Source organism: Streptomyces sp. NBC_01244, assembly GCF_035987325.1.
Taxonomy (GTDB): Bacteria; Actinomycetota; Actinomycetes; order Streptomycetales; family Streptomycetaceae; genus Streptomyces.
The window spans coordinates 9,238,975-9,255,773 of the sequence record NZ_CP108488.1; the positions used below are offsets into that span (position 1 = coordinate 9,238,975).

15 protein-coding genes are annotated in these 16,799 nt (G+C 70.6%); 9 read left to right on the plus strand and 6 right to left on the minus strand.

What is annotated here, in order from left to right:
- The first annotated feature begins 200 nt into the window (after positions 1-200).
- From OG247_RS41130 to OG247_RS41140, 3 genes are all read left to right on the plus strand, one after another.
- Positions 201-1,817: a DUF6801 domain-containing protein gene (locus tag OG247_RS41130; protein ID WP_327257068.1), complete on the plus strand. Its 1,617-nt coding sequence runs from the start codon at positions 201-203 to the stop codon at positions 1,815-1,817.
- Between the two features lie 140 nt (positions 1,818-1,957).
- Positions 1,958-2,902 (plus strand): hypothetical protein, encoded by a 945-nt coding sequence (locus OG247_RS41135; RefSeq protein WP_327257069.1) that lies wholly within the window; start codon positions 1,958-1,960, stop codon positions 2,900-2,902.
- Positions 2,903-3,115: 213 nt separating this feature from the next.
- The gene (locus OG247_RS41140) at positions 3,116-4,327 is read left to right on the plus strand and encodes a helix-turn-helix domain-containing protein (protein WP_327257070.1); all 1,212 of its coding nucleotides are present in this window, start codon (positions 3,116-3,118) and stop codon (positions 4,325-4,327) included.
- Positions 4,328-4,346: 19 nt separating this feature from the next.
- Here OG247_RS41140 and OG247_RS41145 read toward each other — a convergent pair whose 3' ends face one another.
- Positions 4,347-4,862 carry a cupin domain-containing protein gene (locus tag OG247_RS41145; RefSeq protein ID WP_327257071.1) on the minus strand — a complete coding sequence of 172 codons (516 nt, stop codon included), beginning with the start codon at positions 4,860-4,862 and terminating at the stop codon, positions 4,347-4,349.
- 81 nt (positions 4,863-4,943) lie between these two features.
- On the opposite strand from OG247_RS41145, the gene OG247_RS41150 reads away from it, so the two are divergent.
- Positions 4,944-5,552, plus strand: a complete 609-nt coding sequence (locus tag OG247_RS41150) for a TetR/AcrR family transcriptional regulator (protein ID WP_327257072.1) — start codon at positions 4,944-4,946, stop codon at positions 5,550-5,552.
- Positions 5,553-5,599: 47 nt separating this feature from the next.
- On the opposite strand, the gene OG247_RS41155 is transcribed toward OG247_RS41150, so the two are convergent.
- The 3 genes from OG247_RS41155 to OG247_RS41165 all read right to left on the minus strand — a co-directional run bounded on the left by OG247_RS41155 (position 5,600) and on the right by OG247_RS41165 (position 8,139).
- Positions 5,600-6,793, minus strand: coding sequence for an FAD-dependent oxidoreductase (locus OG247_RS41155; RefSeq protein WP_327257073.1), 1,194 nt, complete (start codon positions 6,791-6,793; stop codon positions 5,600-5,602).
- Positions 6,794-6,853: 60 nt separating this feature from the next.
- A complete protein-coding gene (locus OG247_RS41160) occupies positions 6,854-7,228 on the minus strand; it encodes a hypothetical protein (protein WP_327257074.1) in 375 nt (124 codons plus the stop codon).
- Positions 7,229-7,722: 494 nt separating this feature from the next.
- Positions 7,723-8,139: a hypothetical protein gene (locus OG247_RS41165; protein WP_327257075.1), complete on the minus strand. Its 417-nt coding sequence runs from the start codon at positions 8,137-8,139 to the stop codon at positions 7,723-7,725.
- A 145-nt stretch (positions 8,140-8,284) separates the two neighbouring features.
- Here OG247_RS41165 and OG247_RS41170 point away from each other — a divergent pair, with 145 nt between their 5' ends.
- Together OG247_RS41170 and OG247_RS41175 are read left to right on the plus strand one after the other, a co-directional pair.
- On the plus strand, positions 8,285-8,824 hold the full coding sequence (locus tag OG247_RS41170; RefSeq protein ID WP_327257076.1) for a MarR family winged helix-turn-helix transcriptional regulator: 540 nt from the start codon (positions 8,285-8,287) through the stop codon (positions 8,822-8,824).
- A gap of 161 nt (positions 8,825-8,985) precedes the next feature.
- Complete coding sequence (locus tag OG247_RS41175; protein ID WP_327257077.1) at positions 8,986-9,435, plus strand: ester cyclase; 450 nt, start codon at positions 8,986-8,988, stop codon at positions 9,433-9,435.
- Positions 9,436-9,904: 469 nt separating this feature from the next.
- Here the strand turns inward: OG247_RS41175 and OG247_RS41180 are convergent, their stop codons facing one another.
- Both OG247_RS41180 and OG247_RS41185 read right to left on the minus strand, forming a co-directional pair.
- On the minus strand, positions 9,905-10,330 hold the full coding sequence (locus OG247_RS41180; RefSeq protein ID WP_327257078.1) for a hypothetical protein: 426 nt from the start codon (positions 10,328-10,330) through the stop codon (positions 9,905-9,907).
- 456 nt (positions 10,331-10,786) lie between these two features.
- Positions 10,787-12,025, minus strand: a complete 1,239-nt coding sequence (locus tag OG247_RS41185; RefSeq protein ID WP_327257079.1) for a cytochrome P450 — start codon at positions 12,023-12,025, stop codon at positions 10,787-10,789.
- Positions 12,026-12,656: 631 nt separating this feature from the next.
- Between OG247_RS41185 and OG247_RS41190 the strand changes: the two genes are divergently transcribed.
- From OG247_RS41190 to OG247_RS41200, 3 genes are all read left to right on the plus strand, one after another.
- A complete protein-coding gene (locus OG247_RS41190) occupies positions 12,657-14,726 on the plus strand; it encodes an MMPL family transporter (RefSeq protein WP_327257080.1) in 2,070 nt (689 codons plus the stop codon).
- A 120-nt stretch (positions 14,727-14,846) separates the two neighbouring features.
- On the plus strand, positions 14,847-16,013 hold the full coding sequence (locus OG247_RS41195) for a sensor histidine kinase (protein WP_327257812.1): 1,167 nt from the start codon (positions 14,847-14,849) through the stop codon (positions 16,011-16,013).
- Positions 16,010-16,672 carry a response regulator transcription factor gene (locus tag OG247_RS41200; RefSeq protein WP_327257081.1) on the plus strand — a complete coding sequence of 221 codons (663 nt, stop codon included), beginning with the start codon at positions 16,010-16,012 and terminating at the stop codon, positions 16,670-16,672. The genes OG247_RS41195 and OG247_RS41200 overlap by 4 nt, the downstream gene beginning before the upstream one ends.
- Positions 16,673-16,799: the final 127 nt, after the last annotated feature.

Below are 16,799 nucleotides of genomic sequence, written 5' to 3' on the forward strand. Positions count from 1 at the left end.
CCGGGTCCGTGCGCCCGACCGGTGAGACCGGCCGGGCGTTCGCCGACCCCGGCGCAGACCCCCGGCGCGGACCAGGCACGCGGACCAGGCACGCAGACCAGGCACGCAGACCAGGCACGCAGACCAGACATGCAGACCGGCCAAGGCCGTCGGCCATGCCGGTCGTCGGTGTCCCGGACGATCCCTGAGCGGAGCAAGCGATGAGAGGCCACCGTCCCGCCCTGCGGACACCCCGAGTCCGCACGCGTGGTGCGGCGATCGCCGCATTCGTGGCGCTCGCCCCCTTGATCCCATCAGCGGCTGCCGCGGTGGGGGCGCAGGAGATCACCGTAAAACTGCCCTACGACTGCGCCCTGCCCCCGGGACCGCAACGCGTCGCGGTGCGGGTCGCGGCCACCTTCCCCGACCGGGTTGCGGCCGGCGAGGCGATCCGCCCCACCGGGGTCACCACGACGGTCGAGCTCCCGGCCGGGGCCGTCTCCGACCTGACGGCTCTCAAGGCCACCACGGTGGTGCCCGAGACCGGGCTGGCCCTCGATGTCGCCCAGCGCGGGGCGAAGGCCCAGGCCCTCTGGCGCGGCACCGGCCCGGCCCGGCCCGTCGCCGTTCCCGCCGAAGGCTCACTGACGCTCCGTACCACCGGTGACGCCCCGGCCGTGACGGCGGTCGTCAACGGCGACCTCACCCTCACGGCCACGGACCTGGGCGTCGACCTCGCCCTCGGTACGGCCGACGGCGCGCCCGCCACTCCCGCGTCCCTCTCCCTCACCTGCACCCTCGCGAAGGACGCCGACGGCCACGGCCTGCTCGCCACGGTGCCGGTCGGTCCGTCCGCGACCCCGGCCCCGAGCGGGTCGCCCTCCCCGTCCGACTCCGCGGCCCCGGGGTCCGGACGGCCGACGGCCCCCGCGTCCCCGACGGCCCCCGGTACCCCGAAGGGCCCGACGACACCCGCAACTCCCACGGAACGGGCGAAGGGGCGAACGGGCCACGCGCCGAAGGTCGGGGACGCCCGCGCCGGCTCGTCGGCCGACAGGCCGCCGGCGCCGCCCTGCGTCAAGAAGAACCCGACCGACAAGTCGCTCAACGCGTACATCACGGGCTACGCCAACGTCCGCAAACTGAGTGGCGCCTCCCTGATCCCGGTCTCGTGCGTGCAGATCGAGCAGGGTGACCCGGAGATCGCCTTCCCGCCGGACGGGAGCATCCACCTGCTCCAGAAGTCGGACGCCTACCTCGACTACCAGGGCCGCAAACAGACCCCGCCCTTCAAGTCCACCTTCCTGACCTTCGGTTTCGCCCCGACGACGGCGACCATGGTCCTTGAGCAGGCGGGGCCCATGACCGTCGCCTCGGACGTCCTGCTCGTCTTCCCGGACAACATCGCCGAGACGTACGTACGGGCCCCGCTGGTCCTGCGCGTACTGGACGTCGAGGTCAACGGCACGCGCTTGGACGTCGGCCCGTCGTGCCGCACGCAGACCCCGCTCAGCTCCCCGGAACCCGATCCGGCCACGTACCCGGGCCCGCACTTGGTGATGCTCGGAAAGGGGCAGCTCATCAACGGCACGGACGCCACCGGCTACGTCCTGACGTCCGGCGGGCCGCTGACCGGCGAGGTGACCATTCCCGCCTTCACGGGCTGCGGCGCGGGTGGCGAGGACCTGGACCGGCTGCTGACCGCGTCGATCTCGGGTCCTGGCAACTACGTCAAGCAGATCCAGGGCCAGACCTGTGCGGTGGGAGTCGAGGTACCGACCGAGGGCCAGTGCACCGAGGACCGCCAGCCGTACGTGGTCCCCAAGCCGGAGCGCTGACCCCCACCACCACCGCCGCCGGGAGGCTCTGCGCACCGCGGGCACCCCGGGCACCCGGCACCCAGCCACACAGGCCCCCCCGCACCCCGCACCCCCGCACCACAGACCTGAGCGCGTCCCCGTCATCGAAAGGCACCGACATGCCACTCGTCTCCGCACGCACCCGGCTCGTCACCGTTTCGGCGCTGACCGCCTTCGGCGCGTTCGCCTCCCTCGGCACGGCGACCGCCGCCACGCCGGCCCTCAACGGCGCGTGGGGTCCCTTCACCCGCTGCCCCGTCGACTCGCCGGCGATGCTCGGGGCGGACGGTCTGGAGAAGACGCCGCAGTGCGTCGTCTCCTACTCCACCAGCGGATCCATCAAACTCGGCAACACGACGGTCGTCACCGCCAACAGCAACCTCCAGATGGGCGTCGTCCAGAACTCCGACGGAACCAGCAGTGTCGTCGCGCCGGCCTCCGGGGCGATCATCGCCGACTCCGCGACAGTGCCCGGCGGTCTCCTCGGGCTGATGTGTCCGAGCAACATCCCGGGCATCACCGCCATCTGCAAGCAGCTCACGGACGGCAAGCTCAACAAGATCACCGCAACCCTGGAGTCGGTGGGCGCCCCCTCGAACTTCGACCAGATAGCGGGCGTCGTCACCGACCAGACGATCGTGAACATCCCCGTCCGCATCCACCTGGAGAACCCGTTCCTCGGCGGCAACTGCTACATCGGCACCAAGGACAACCCGATCGTCCTGAAGCCGAAGAACCTCACCTACCCGGAGTTCGGAGTGGAACGGTTCAACGGTGACGGCAGCGCGAACGAGGAGGGCGACATGAGCCGCCTCAACCTCCTCGGCTCCACCCAGTACGACACGACCTTCGCCGTCCCCGGCGCCAGCGGCTGCGGCCTGGGTCTGTTCGGGCTGATCGACGCGGCGGTCAACCTCAAGACCGGTCTGCCGTCGGCGGCGGGCAAGAACAGCCTGACCCTGAACAACACCCAGACCTTCCTGGGCGGGCTCTATGCCCCGGGGACGGTGGCCCCAGACGCGGGTGCGCAGCTCGCCCGGAACTGGCACTCCGCCGTCAAGTAACAGTCACCGACCGCCGATTCCCGGCCTATCTCATCCACCCCGGCCCTCCCTCCTGCGTAGCTCGTGCTCAAGTGATGTACAGCACAGGCAATTTGACTTAGCGTCAGCACCGCACAAAGGTACGCACCTTACGGACGCGCCCGAGCCCTCCAGTCAGACGGGGCACTGCTACGCCACGCCCCGCCGGGCGCGCAGGAGAGCAAGGGATCGGTCATGCCCTCAATCGCATCATCACCGGACCTCGGTGAACCGCTCGATCCGCTCCCCAGGGAGTTCGCCGCCTTGATGAGGCCCGAGGTTCCGGGCCTCATCAAGGAGATCCGCGTCGAGGTGGAGCGCGCCTATCCGGTGTATGCCCGTCTCCTCAACGGCCCCAATGCGGATGCCATCCGCCAGGGCGTGGAGCAGGCGCTGGCCACGTTCGTGGACCGTGTCGCGGACCCCGGCGCGAGTTCGGTCCTGCGCGACGAGCTGCTGCGCAAGTTCGGCCGGGTGGAGGCGTACGAGGGCCGTGACCTCGACACCCTCCAGGGTGCCTACCGGCTCGGCGCCCGCATCGCGCTACGCCGGGCCAAGACCCTCGGTCGCCGGTACAACCTGTCGCCTTCCCTGATCCTCGCCTTCGCGGACGCGCTCTTCGCGTACGTCGACGAGCTGGAGGCCATCGCGCGCGAGGGGTACGCGGAGGTCCAGGCCCGTGCGGCCTCCGAGGTGTCGGCGTTACGGAGACAACTGCTCCATCTCATCCTCGTCGGGTCGCCCCTGCCACAGGCGACCATCGCCGAGCTGTGCGAGCAGGCGTCGTGGGAACTCCCCGCCCAGTGCACGCTGGTGGCCTTACGTGCCCCGGCGCCCGACCACATGCGGACATGTCTCGACCGGGACGTCCTCGCGGACCTCGGCATGCCCCAGCCCCACCTGCTGATCCCCGGACCGCTCACCCCCGAGCGACTGGCGATGCTCGAGTCCGCCCTGTCGGGAGCCCCGGCCGTCATAGGCCTGACCGTGCCACCGCCGCAGGCCGCCGACTCCATCCGGTGGGCCAGGAGGATACTGCAGCTCATCGACGACGGGATCGTGCCCGACCAGCCGGTCGTGCACTGCGAAGACCACCTGACCACCCTGTGGCTCCTGTCCGACCCCGTGCTCGTCACCCACATCGCTGCCCGCGAACTGGCCCCGCTGAGCGGCCTCACCGGCTCCAGGCGCGGACGCCTGGTCGAGACGCTGCGCGTCCACATCTCCACGCGGGGCCCCGCCGATCAGGTCGCGGAGTTACTAGGAGTCCACGCGCAGACGGTCCGCTACCGCCTGCGCAACCTGGACGCACACCTGGGCGACCGCATCACCGACCCGGAACACCGCTTCACCCTGGAGGCGGCCCTGCGCTCCCTCCACCTCCAGGGCAACGACTACGCGGAATAGGCCGAACACCCCTCCTCGGTCAGACGCCGGGCGGTGTCAGATCGAACCGCGCGATGACATCGGGCAGCCAGGCCGGCTGTCCGAATTCGAGCCCGTACTTGGCGGCGAGCACGGGTACTGCGTCCTCCGTCGACGGCGGCCCGTCGGCGAGCATCTCGGCCAGCTCGCGGAAGAAGTGCTCGAACCCGGCCGGACTGATGATCTCGATCATGCGGGCCGGTACGGGGCCGGCGTTCCACATCGCGTGAAGCTCCCCACGCGGCTTGGTGATGTAGCCGCCGGGGCCCAGAACGGTCTCTCGGTCGCCGGAGCGGAAACCGATCTCACCCCCGGTCACGATCGAGTACTCGTCCTCCCTGGTGTGCAGGTGCGGCGGGACCAGTGCCCCGACCGGGAAGGGGTGCTCGACGACGGAGACTGCACCGCCGGTGTCGGCACCCCACAACTTGAAGGCGACCCCGATCGAGCCGAGGAAGACATCGGACCCCTCGCCGGGGCGGACGATGGTGAGCGGTGGGGCCGGCGTCTCTGTCATGGCGATCACTCCTCGACAGAATTTGGAGATACGCTGGTGTTCCATTAAAAGGCTTCACCGTGGACCCCGGGATGTCAAGAGTTGAGTGAACAGGACCGTTCACCGAAACCGCGTGGTTACGAGATGCGCAAGCGCGCCGAAGACGTGGGCCGGACGCGGCAGCGCATCATCGAGGCCGCCGTGCATCTCCACGGCACCGCGGGCCCGGCGTGGACGACCATCGCGGCGATCGCCGAGCGCTCCGGGGTCACTCGGCTGACCGTCTATCGGCATTTCCCGGATGAGATGGCGTTGTTCGAAGCGTGCTCGGGACACTGGCTGTCGCGGCAGAAGCTGCCCCGACCCCAAGAATGGGCCGCGATCGAGAACCCCGTCGAGCGAGTGACGGCCGGGCTTGCCGACCTCTACCGCTTCTACCGTGCGGGCGAGCAGATGCTGTCGCTGGTCATCCGCGACGAGCAGGCCGTCCCCGAGCCGATCCGGGAGGCCCGGCAGGAGATGACCCGGCAGTACGTCGAGGTGCTGGCCGGCGCCTGGCCGGAGGCCGACGACCCGGTCCGGCGGGCGCTGATCGGCCATGCCGTGGCGTTCTCCTCGTGGCGTTCTCTGTGCCGGGAGCAAGGACTCACGGACCGCAAGGCGGTCAACGCCATGGTCACGCTGGTCGAAGCGGCCGGCACCGGGTCCTGAGAGGGCGACCGCCCCCACGGAGACCCGATCACGACCCGTGGACGTGGCTACGCCGATGGCCGGTGGGCCTGGTCCCAGTCGATGTGGTGGCCGTAGGTCTGCCGGCTCTGCTCGCCGTTGGCCAGCCGAGGCAGGACCAGCGGCATCAGCAGGTCGCGGATGATCCGTCCGGCAGGGCCCGCGGCCTTGTTGTTGTTGATCCGGGCGGCCTGCTTGACGATCCGTTCGACGCGCGGGCGGCGCACTGCCTCGTACGCGGCGAAGGCCCCCTCGACCGTGGGCTGATCGCGCAGCGCCTTGGCCAGCTCGACGGCGTCCTCGACGGACAGCGAGGCGCCCTGACCCGATGTCGGTGAGGGGGCGTGAGCGGCATCGCCGATGGCGATCAACCGGCCGCGGTGCCAGGCGGGGAGGGCCGGCATGGCGTGCATCGGGCCGGCCGGGGTGATCACTTGGCTGGCGCGGATCAATGCGGCGGCGGGACCCGTGTCCTCGGCGAAGAGGTCGACGAGCTCGCTGCGCCACTGCTCGGAGCCGATGTTCTCCAGCTCGCCGGGGGCGGGCTCGGCGGGGCGGGGCAGGTTGGCGAACCACCAGACCTCCCCGTCGGGGGCGGGCACGTAGCCGAAGAAGGCGCGCTTGCCGAACATCATCCGGTAGCTGCCCGTCCGCGAGTCCACGGGCACTCCGCGGGTGTAGCCGCCGAGCCCGATGAGCCCGGAGTACGAAGGTGCGGGGGCCGCGGGGTCGATGATGCCCCGGACCGTGGAGTGGATTCCGTCGCAGCCGATGAGCAGGTCGCCGTACTCCTCGGTGCCGTCGGCGAAGCGGGCTCGGACGCCGTCCCCGGAATCCTGCGCGTCGACCAGGCGCTTGCCGTGCTCGAAGCGGATGCCGCGGCGCAGTGCCTCGTCGTGGATCGCGCGGTAGAGGTCGGCGCGCTTGAGGGTCCGGCTGGTGATGTCTCCGTCCGGGCGGCTGGTCCGGACCTGACCGAGTGCCTTGCCGGTGGTGGAGACCATGTCGATGGCCGGGGTGGCGAAGCCGGCGGCGATGGCAGGGGCGTCGGCGCCGATGGTGCGCAGGGCGTCGATGCCGTTCGAGCCCAGGGTCAGGAAGACGCCGACGTTGTCGGCGCCGCCGGGGTGGGCCTCGTAGACGACCGAGTCGATACCGGCCTTCCGCAGTGCCATGGCGGTGGTGGGTCCGGCTATTCCGCTGCCGATGATCAGTGCCTTCATGGTGGGTCTCCCTCTCGTCGGATGTGTGTCGGGGATGCGGGAACGGCCGCGGGGTGCCGTTCAGGCGGCGTCGTGGTGGGTGGCGCGCCTGGACATCAGGAAGGTGGCGGCCAGTGCGGCAGCGAAGGCGGCGATGGGCCGCCACAGGGTGTGCTGGAACGCGGGGTCGTAGGTGGCGGGGCCTGGGGTGCGGTGGCCGGTACGGCTGAAGAAGACGGCGCCGAGTCCGGCTATGCCGATGGCGCTGCAGACCTGTTGGACGGTGTTGTGGAGACGGGAGGCGGAGCCGGCGTCTGCCACGGGTACGTCGGCGAGGGTGAAGTCGAGGAGCGGGGCGACCACCAGGCCCATGCCGATGCCGCCGATGAGCAGGGCCGGAATGAGCTCGAAGGTGCTGACGTCTCCGGTGCTGAGCGTCCACATCAGGGTGAGCATCGCGATGATGTCGAGGGCCAGGCCGGTCGAGGCGGGTTCCGCGCGGAGCCTTGGACTCGGGCAGGTGCTTGACGGCGAGCACGGGGGCGAGGGTGCCGACGGGCACGTTGACCAGGAAGATGGAGCGCCGGCCCAGGCCCGCGATGTCGCCGCTGGTGAGCACGGCACCGAGGATGGGGCCGCCGACGGTTGCCACGCCGCCGAGTGCGCCGAACACGCCGATCGCTTTGCCGCGGTCCTTGGACAACATCGCCAGCAGGACGACGAACAGGGCTATCGAGCGGCGGCGGCCGGTGGCGGCCGGTACGAACCCGGTCTCGTCATCGGGCGGGGCGGCGGGGCGGCGTGTGCGGCGTGTGCCGTGAGGCGGGGTCCGGGGATGTGGTCACGCCGGGCGCGGGCCGGGCGGAGGGCGGACCCGATGGTCGGCCGCGCCCGGCGGTTCCTGCGTCGAGTGCGAGCTCGGTTCGGTCCCGCACAAGGGGGTCTGGGTGTCAGACGGCCGAGTCGAGGGTCGCGGTGATCTTGCGGATCATGGACGCTTCGGCGGAACCGGCCTCGCCCCGATGGGCGCGAGAGGCGGCGCCCATCACGACGGCGATCGTGTCGCGGAAGTTGTCGACCTCCTGCGGGGCCTTGGCTTTGAGCAGCGCCATCGATGCGGTCAGGGCGGCGAAAACCTGGTCGGCGACGTCGGCGGTGGACCTGCCGCCCAGCTCCATGCCCTTCGGGCTCTCCGCCAGGACCCGGCCGACGGCCCCGGTCGCGGAGGACAGGGCCTTGCCGCCGGCCATGCCGGAACGGGTGGAGGAGATGACGCCGGGGTCCGCGGCGGCCATCAGGCCGACGACGCCGTGGGCGGCGGTCTGCAGGACGAGCTGCTCGTCGGCGGTGAAGGTGATCTCAGGCATGGCGGTGCTCTTCTCTGTCGGATGAGGTGGTGGGAGCGGGCCGAACGGAGTCGCCCGGGACGTCGTACAGCTCCCTTGCTAGCTCGAATCTCAGGTATCTTGGATGTCGAGCAACTGGTATCCACCATGAACGGAGATAGTTTGAATGTCAAGCGAAGAAGAGGGGATCGGCGCAAGGCTGGGTAAAGCCGTCCAGGACTACCAGTCGGCCGTTGATGACTACGACCGTGAGACAGCTCGTCTCCTGGGTGTCAACGAGACGGATCTGCGGTGTCTGGAGATCCTCATGTCCACCGAGGAGACCGCTCCCAGTGCGCTCAGCGCGCAGCTCGGGCTGACCACCGGCAGCGTCACCACGATGCTCGACAGGCTGGAGAAGGCGGGCTACCTCACCCGCAGCCCCCACCCCACCGACCGGCGCCGCACCCTGGTACGCGTCACCCCCGAAGCCTCGCAGCGGTCGTACGCACTGATCGCCCCGTTCATCGAGGACTCCGCGCGGCAGGTCATGGAGCGCTACACCGCCGAACAGCTCGAACTCGTCGCGGACTTCCTCACCTTCAACCAGGGAATCCAGCAGCAGCACGTCCAGCGTCTGCGCGCGATGCCGGCCCCCGGCCCCGCCCGCAGCGGCGGCCGCCAGGCCCCCGGCCCCCGCCGCACCGGAGCCACCGGAAGTCGGTGACCCGGGCCCACGCGTGCCCCGGCCGGCGGGTGGGGGCCGGTCGGGCTCGGGAGAGTCCGATGTCGGGTTTGACCTTGCCGCGACGTCAAGGTCTCTACTGAGTGGCATCCGGCCCGAGGCGAAATCGAGCTCGCGGGACGGTCACCCGAGAGGATTCCCAGATGACCACGACCACCGCTGTCGAGAAGAACATGACCCTGCTCCGCACCGCGTACCGGCTGGTGGAGAGCGGGGACATCGACGCGGCCGAGCAGCTGCTGAGCGAAGACTTCATCGCCAACGTCCCCGGATGCCCCGACCCGCTGCACGGCCGGGAGACCTGGCGGATGGGTACGCGGATGATGAAGGACGCGTTCCCCGACCTGAAGATCGACGTGCAGGACATGTTCGGCGTCGGCGACAAGGTGACGGTGCTGGTCGACTTCCAGGCCACGCACCAGGGTGCGTTCCAGCAGTTCGAGGCGACCGGCCGCCGGGTCGGCTACCGCAGCGTCGAGGTCTACCGCTTCGAGGGCGACCGGATCGCCGAGGAGTGGGTCGCTCCGGACCTGCTCAGCCTCATGCACCAGATCGCCCCCGCCCCCGCCCCCGCCCCCGCCCCCGCCCACTGAGACCTCCCCCTCTTGGGCAACGGATCCGCCGAGGGCCGCTTGCGGGCGCGCTCGCCGAGCGCCGTGGATCACCCGCGTGACCCGAACCCCGTACGCCATCTCGTGCGCCGCACCACCCGCCCGCCACGTCACCACCGGCATCAAAGCGGCCCAGGCCCGAGACCTTCCGTTCCGATGCCGGCGGACAGTACGGCGGCTGCGGTTGCCGCAGCCGAGGAGGAGATGAGGGCTGCCGGGGGAGTGGCGGGAGGAGGCGCGGGCCGGTAGCGAACGCGGACGCGGCCACCGGCTTGCGGGAGGCCGCGCAGGCGGCGGCGAAGGCGAAGCTACGGTCGGAGACGGCGGAGCGGAAGGTCGCGAAACTCGCCGGTTCCGAGGGGGGAACCGCCCCGTGTGCGGTGGTGTGTGAAGACGGGCTCGGCCGGAGTGCGATGCGGAACAACGGATGCGCCGCGGTGCGCGCCAACCATTAGGTCGAGGGGATGAACGGGGAGGCCTGGACCCGAACGCGCCCCGCGACCACGGCGGGGACGCAGCCCAGCAGGCTCAGGTAAGCCCACCACTGCCAGGCCGAGCCGTCGAAGGTGTAGGCGATGGCAGCCGGGGCGAGCGGCAGGATGGGGACGGGTGCCAGGTGCCACAGAATTCGGCCGCCGGGCAGCCGCCGGGCCAAGGCCTCGCCGATCAAGGCGGTGGGAGTGGCGAACAGTACGGCCTGAACCAGCCCCAAGGCGAGGCTGAGGAAGCCGAGCCACACCAGCGAGTACAGCCAGTCGCTGGGCTCGATGGGCAGCCCCTCGGTCAGCAGGGACAGCGCGATCAGGACGATGCCGATGGCCGCATACTGGACTGTTGTCGTGTACCCCGCGATGGACAGGGCCCGCCTGCCCGTCATCTTCCGCGCCACTGCGCATTCCCCCGTTCGCTCCCGGTTGCCGGACGATTTTGAAATTGAACACGTTCGAGTCGTTGGCACAGTACACCCCCTCCGGACTCGGCGGCCGCGGGGAGAGGTGGGCGTATACCCGGAGTGATGGGCGGATGGACTCGGCGGAGACGCTCCCGGCCCGGATGACCCAGGGGCAGTTCGACCTCGCCGGTCGTGACCGGGCCAGGCAGTACCCCCCCCCCCCCCCCCCCCCCCCCCGCGGCGCGACTGGGGTCGCCGGCAGCCGGCAGCGCAGCATCGAGCTGCACGTGTCCCGACCTCACGAATAGACCCGGAGGGGGCTGCTTTCGGGCGGCCTGTGGCCCGGCGAACTGTCGGGCTCTCTCTGCCCTGCCCCTGGCGGTCATAGACAGGTCCCCGCTCCCGGAGTGCTTCCTGAAGTGCCGCCACCCCTGTGGGGTTTCAGTCGATGGCCGCTGCCGCTGCCGGTGTGAACTCCACGCGCAGGGACTTCGGCCCGCGGGTGAAGACGCCCTCGGCGGCCGGGTCGTACCCCGGGGCCGGCCGGACATCGGGCATCGCGTCGAGGAGCTGGTTGGCGGCGATCTCGACCTCTGCCTTGGCCAGCAGCGCACCCACGCAGAAGTGCCGTCCGAGCGCGAACGCCAGGTGGTCCGCTGCCGCGGAGAAGGCCGTGGTCGCCGCCAGGTCCTCGCGGAAAAGGTCGAAGCGGTCCGGGTCCCGATAGCGCCCGGGGTCGCGGTTGGCCGCGCCGATCAGGCAGGTGACGGTGGCGCCGGCCGGGATGGTGCCGCCGCTCACGGTCACGTCCACGGAGGTCTGCCGCATGATCATCTGGACCGGCGGGGTGTAGCGCAGGGTCTCCGCGAAGGCACGGTCGAGGAGTCCGCGGTCGCGCCGTACTGAGGCGAGCTGGTCGGGGTTGGCCAGGAGGTTCGCGAAGAGGCCGGCGATCGCCTTGTCCGTGGTCTCGGCGCCCGCCGTGAGCAGGAGGCTACAGAACGCCTTGATGTCCTCGTCGCTCATGCTCACGCCGTCGACCTCGGCGGTGCAGAGCGTCGACAGCAGGTCGTCTCCGAGGTGCTCCCGCCGGTTCCTGATGACCGGCAGCATGTACGCGGCGAACTCGGCCTGGGCCCGCGCACCCTCGGCCGCCTGCTCGGGGTCTGCGGACAGGTTGGCGATGAACGCCACGAAGGCCCGGTACCAGTTGCCGAGGGCGGCCTGGCCGGACCGGTCCAGTCCGAACATGTCGGCGATGACAGAGATGGGGAAGTGCGAGGCGAATCCGCTCACCAAGTCGACGGATCCGGAGTCGCGGAACGCGTCGATCAGTTCACGGGCGTTGCGCTCGATGACCGGAACGACCTTGTCCCGGAGCTCGTTGCCGCGGAAGGCCGGGGCCACCAGGGCGCGTCGCGTGGCGTGTTCGCGGCCGCTCATCTGGAGCAGGGTCTTGCCGTGCACGGGTTCGGCCTGCCACGCGTAGTTGTCCGTGGTGAAGAGCGCTTCCTTGTCCTTGAAGGCCCTCTCGACGTCCTCGTAGCGCGATATGACCCAACTCTGCGTTCCTTCGTGCCAGAAGAGCGGCGCCTTCTCCCGCATGGCCCGATAGGCCGGGTACGGGTTCTCGGCGAACTCCCGCGAAAGGATGTCCGGGGCTTCGTGCGCGGCGGTCATGGAGTTCCCCCATCGGCTCGGCCTGGCGGCTGTCCTGAGGTGCCACGGTCACCGGCGGTACGGGACCGGTCGTGCTGCCACAACCTCTGTGCGTACGCCTTCCAGGAAAGCGCACGCCGTCCACCGACGCCAGACCCCGATGTCACCGCCCGAGCACGACCGGTCAGAGCCGGACTGTCGCCGGCCGGATGGTCACGGCCGAGCCCGCAGGACCTTCAGCTCCTGCCCGACCGGCCTGTCCAGTGCGGTGGCTGCAGAGGCGCGGCCGGTGTGCCGTGCTCGGCGTCGTAGGCCCGCGCGGCCGCCAGGCTTTCCGAGAAGGCATCGGCGGCGTCCCATACGATCTCCCACCCCTCCAGCCCTGCGGCCCGTTCCCCGCGCCCCGCTCAAGGTCCCGGAGGGTGGCTTCGATGCCGCAACGACAGTCCTGGCTTCCGGTGTTGCAGAGCTGATGGCTGGTCCACTTCATGATCAGTCGCGAGGCCGGCCATACTCCCGCGGGAGTAATCCGCTCTCCCGGGCCACCCCTGGCAGTACCCGGGAACTCGATCTCAGGCGCGACGATCCGGCCTTCGCCTGCCGGGAGTCTTGGAAGCACATCAAGACATCCGAACCGGAGGGGGGCCCGAACATGGGGGCCGGACTTACACAGAGACGGCGACGAGCATTGCCCTGGCTGGTGCTCGCGCTGTGGGTCGCCGTGCTCGCGGTCGCCGCGCCGTTCGCCGGGAAACTCGCCGACGTCACACGCGACCGCGTCACCGACTATCTGCCCGCGAACGCCGACTCCACCCAAGTCGCCAAGCTCCAGGAGCGGCTGCCCGGCGGCGAGAGCACCCAGCTCGTCCTCGTCTACCAGCGCGACGGTGCCCTCACCGCCGCCGACCGCGCGACCGCCGAGCGGCAGATCGGACAGATCGCCGACGAGCACCAGCTGACCGACACCCCGCAGGGCGTGCCCTCCCAGGACGGCACGACGCTCATGTACCCGGTCAGCAGCAACGAACCCGGTGCCGACGACGAACTGCGAAACGCGTTCGTCGACGACATCAGGGAGACCGCCCGCTCCGCCGACGGCCTCACCGTCGAGGTCGGCGGCCCCGGCGCGGTCACCCGCGACTCCAAGAAGGTGTACGACTCCCTCGACGGCCCGCTGCTCTACACCACGGTTGCCGTCGTCGCCCTCCTGCTGATCCTCATCTACCGCAGCCCCGTGCTGTGGCTGATCCCGCTGATCGCCGCCGGCATCGCCGACTACCTGTCCATGGGCGTCGCGTACGGCCTCAACCAGGCCTTCGGCACCTCCATCTCGGGCGCGGGCACCGCCATCATGACCATCCTGGTCTTCGGCGCCGGCACCGACTACGCCCTGCTCATCGTCTCCCGCTACCGCGAGGAACTGCGCCGCATCGAGCGCCCGTACGAGGCAATGGAGGCCGCCCTGCGCGGCTGCGGGCCCGCCGTGATCGCCTCCTCCGGCACCGTCGCCGTCGGCCTGTTGTGCCTGCTCGCCGCAGACCTCAACTCCAACCGCGGCATGGGCCCCCTCGGCACCGTCGGCGTGCTGTGCGCGCTGATCGCCATGCTCAGCCTGCTGCCCGCCGTCCTGGTCCTGGCCGGCCGCCGCGTGTTCTGGCCGCTCATCCCGGCCTTCGGCAGCACTCCCAAGGAGCGTCGCTCGCTGCTCTCGGCGATGGGCAGCTCCGCCGGACGCCGCCCGGTGACCGTCCTGGTCGCCGGCGCCCTCGCGCTGGGGGCGCTCGCCCTCGGCGCCCTGAACCTGCCCGGCGACCTCAAGCAGGAGGACGCCTTCGTCGACCGGCCGGAATCCGTCTCCGCCATGCTGACCCTGGCCGACGCCTACCCGGACAGCTCCAGCCAGCCCATCACCGTCATGACTCCGACCGACCGCCGCCAAGCCACCCTCGAGGCGGCCACCTCCACCGAGGGCGTCACGTCCGCCCGTATCGGCCGGACGGGAGACGGCTGGACCGAGGTGTCCGTGATCGCCTCCGCACTTCCGCAGACGGACGCCGAGACCCGCACGATCAAGAGCCTGCGAGACAAGCTGGACGGCTCACTCGTCGGCGGACCCAGCGCCCAGCAGATCGACCTGGAGAAGACCAACGCCCGTGACCAGAAGGTCGTCGTACCGATCGTCCTCCTCTCCGTCCTGCTCATCCTGATCGTCCTCCTGCGCTCCCTGGTCGCCCCGCTGATACTGGTCGCCGCGGTGGTCGCGGTCTGGGGCGCCTCCCTCGGCATCGGCGGCCTGGTGTTCGAGCCGCTGTTCGGCTTCCAAGGCACCGACCCCGCCCTCGGCCTGCTGTCCTTCGTGTTCCTGGTAGCGCTCGGCGTCGACTACGGCATCTTCCTGATGCACCGCATGCGGGAGGAATCCCTGGGCGGCGCCGAACCCGCCGCGGCCGCGCTCACCGCCCTGCGCACCACCGGAGGTGTCATCGCCTCCGCGGGCATCATCCTCGCCGCCACCTTCGCGGTGCTGATGAACATGGGCCTCGTCTCGCTGGTCCAACTCGGGTTCGTCATCGCGGTCGGTGTGCTCCTCGACACCTTCCTCGTCCGCACCTACCTCGTCACCAGCGCCGGCATCGCCCTCGGCCGGAAGGTGTGGTGGCCGGGCCCCCTGTCGAAGGCGCCGTCGCCCGAAACCCTGCTCCGGGAGCCGGAGCGCGTCTGACACCTTCCCGACCCCGTGCGAATCCCATGGGCGTCCCTCCCTTGCGGGAGGGGCGCCCATGTGACGGAGGATGAGCCTGTGCCCGAAGCAGAACGCAAACCCCATCTCGGCGAGCGGATCATGGCGGTGATCAACCGCGACCCGCGGACCACCCAACACGCCACCCGCGAGGACGTCCTGCTCGCCCTCGCCGTCACCGCACAAGCCGTGGTCCTCGCCCTGGTCACCGACCCGACCCGGCGGCCGGACGCGCTGGGCTGGGTCCTGTTGCTCGCGGCACAGCTGCCGATCGTGTGGCGGCGGCGCCACCCGCTGCCGGCGCTGGCCGCGGAGGCAGTCCTGCTCCTGCCGTACCACGCCCTCGACAACAACCACACCGCCCCGCTACCGGTCTCGGTCGTCGTGTTGTACAGCCTCGCCGTCACCTGCCGGCCCCTGTACACCCTGCTCGCCACCAGCACGGCCATGACCGTGGCGCTGACCGTCATGATGGTCGTCAACAAGAAGCAGGCGACCGAGGCGCTGCGGATCTCCGGCTGGGTGATCGCCGTGGTCTTCATCGGCATCGCCCTGCGCCTCTACCGGCAGTACGTCGCCGCCGTCGTCGAGCGCGCCGAACGCGCCGAACGCACACGTGAGCAGGAGGTCCGCCGCCGGGTCGCCGAGGAACGGCTGCGCATAGCCCGAGACCTGCACGACCTGCTCGCGCACAGCATCACCCTGATCGGCGTGCAGACCTCCGTCGCCGCGCACATCCTGAACGCAGACCCCGAGCGCCTGGACCGCCAGGCAGTCGCCAAGTCCCTCGACGACATAGCCGAGACCTGCCGCACCGCCCGCGGTGAACTGCGCACCACCCTGGAGGTGTTGCGCGAGCACGACACCCGCGACGCTCGCGACCCCCTGCCCGACCTGCACGGACTGGCAGGTCTCGTGGCGGCCGCCCGGGTCTCCGGGGCCGAGGTGGACCTGACGGTCACCGACGAAGTGCCCCCCGCCGCCGTCGGCGCGGCCGCCTACCGGATCGTGCAGGAGGCCCTCACCAACGCCGTACGCCACAGCGGCAGGCAGGGCCTCAGCATCCGGGTCGGCGTGCGCGCCGGGGAAGGCTCCCTGTGGGTCACCGTCACCGACGACGGGACCGGCACGGGCGGGGGCACGCCCGGGTTCGGGCTCATCGGCATGCGCGAGCGGGCGCGCAGTGTGGGCGGAACGCTGGACGCCCGGCCACTTCCCGGTAAGGGTTTCGAAGTCAGTGCCGTACTGCCGCTGGGAGGCAACCCGTGACCATCCGCGTTCTGCTCGCCGACGACCAGGCGCTCGTACGGGCCGCGTTCGCGATGCTCCTCGAGTCGTCTCAGGACATGACGGTCGTCGGAGAGGCCGGCACCGGCCGGGAGGCCGTCGAACTCGCCCGCAAGGAACGCGCCGACCTGGTGGTGATGGACATCCGCATGCCCGACCTCGACGGCATCGAGGCCACCCGGCTGATCGCCGCGGACGAGGATCTGGCCGGGGTAAAGGTGCTCGTGCTCACCACCTATGACACGGACGAGAACATCGTCGAGGCCTTGCGCGCCGGGGCCTCCGGCTTCCTGGTCAAGGACACGCGTCCGGCCGAACTCCTGGAGGCGATCCGCACGGTGGCCGGCGGGGAGGCCCTCCTCTCGCCCGGACCGACCTCCCGGCTCATCGCCCGCTTCCTGCGCAGCCCCACGGCAGCGCCGCCCGAGACCGGCCCCGAATGCCTCACCGACCGCGAGCGCGAGGTCCTCACCCTTGTCGCCTGCGGCCTCAACAACACCGAGATCGGCGAGGCCCTCGGTCTCAGCCCACTGACCGCCAAGACCCACGTAAGCCGCATCATGGGCAAGCTGGGGGCACGAGACAGGGCGCAACTGGTCATCGTGGCGTACGAGTCGGGGTTGGTAAGCCCGGGGGCGTGAAGGGGTGCATGGGTAACACCGGTTGGCTGTCAGCCAGGTGAGGTGGGTGTCCCTGTTCGAGCCCTGAAAGGAGCGGCGACTGCACTAGGAGCGATGGGAGTGGGGCGGCCGGCGCGGGCTGCCTGCA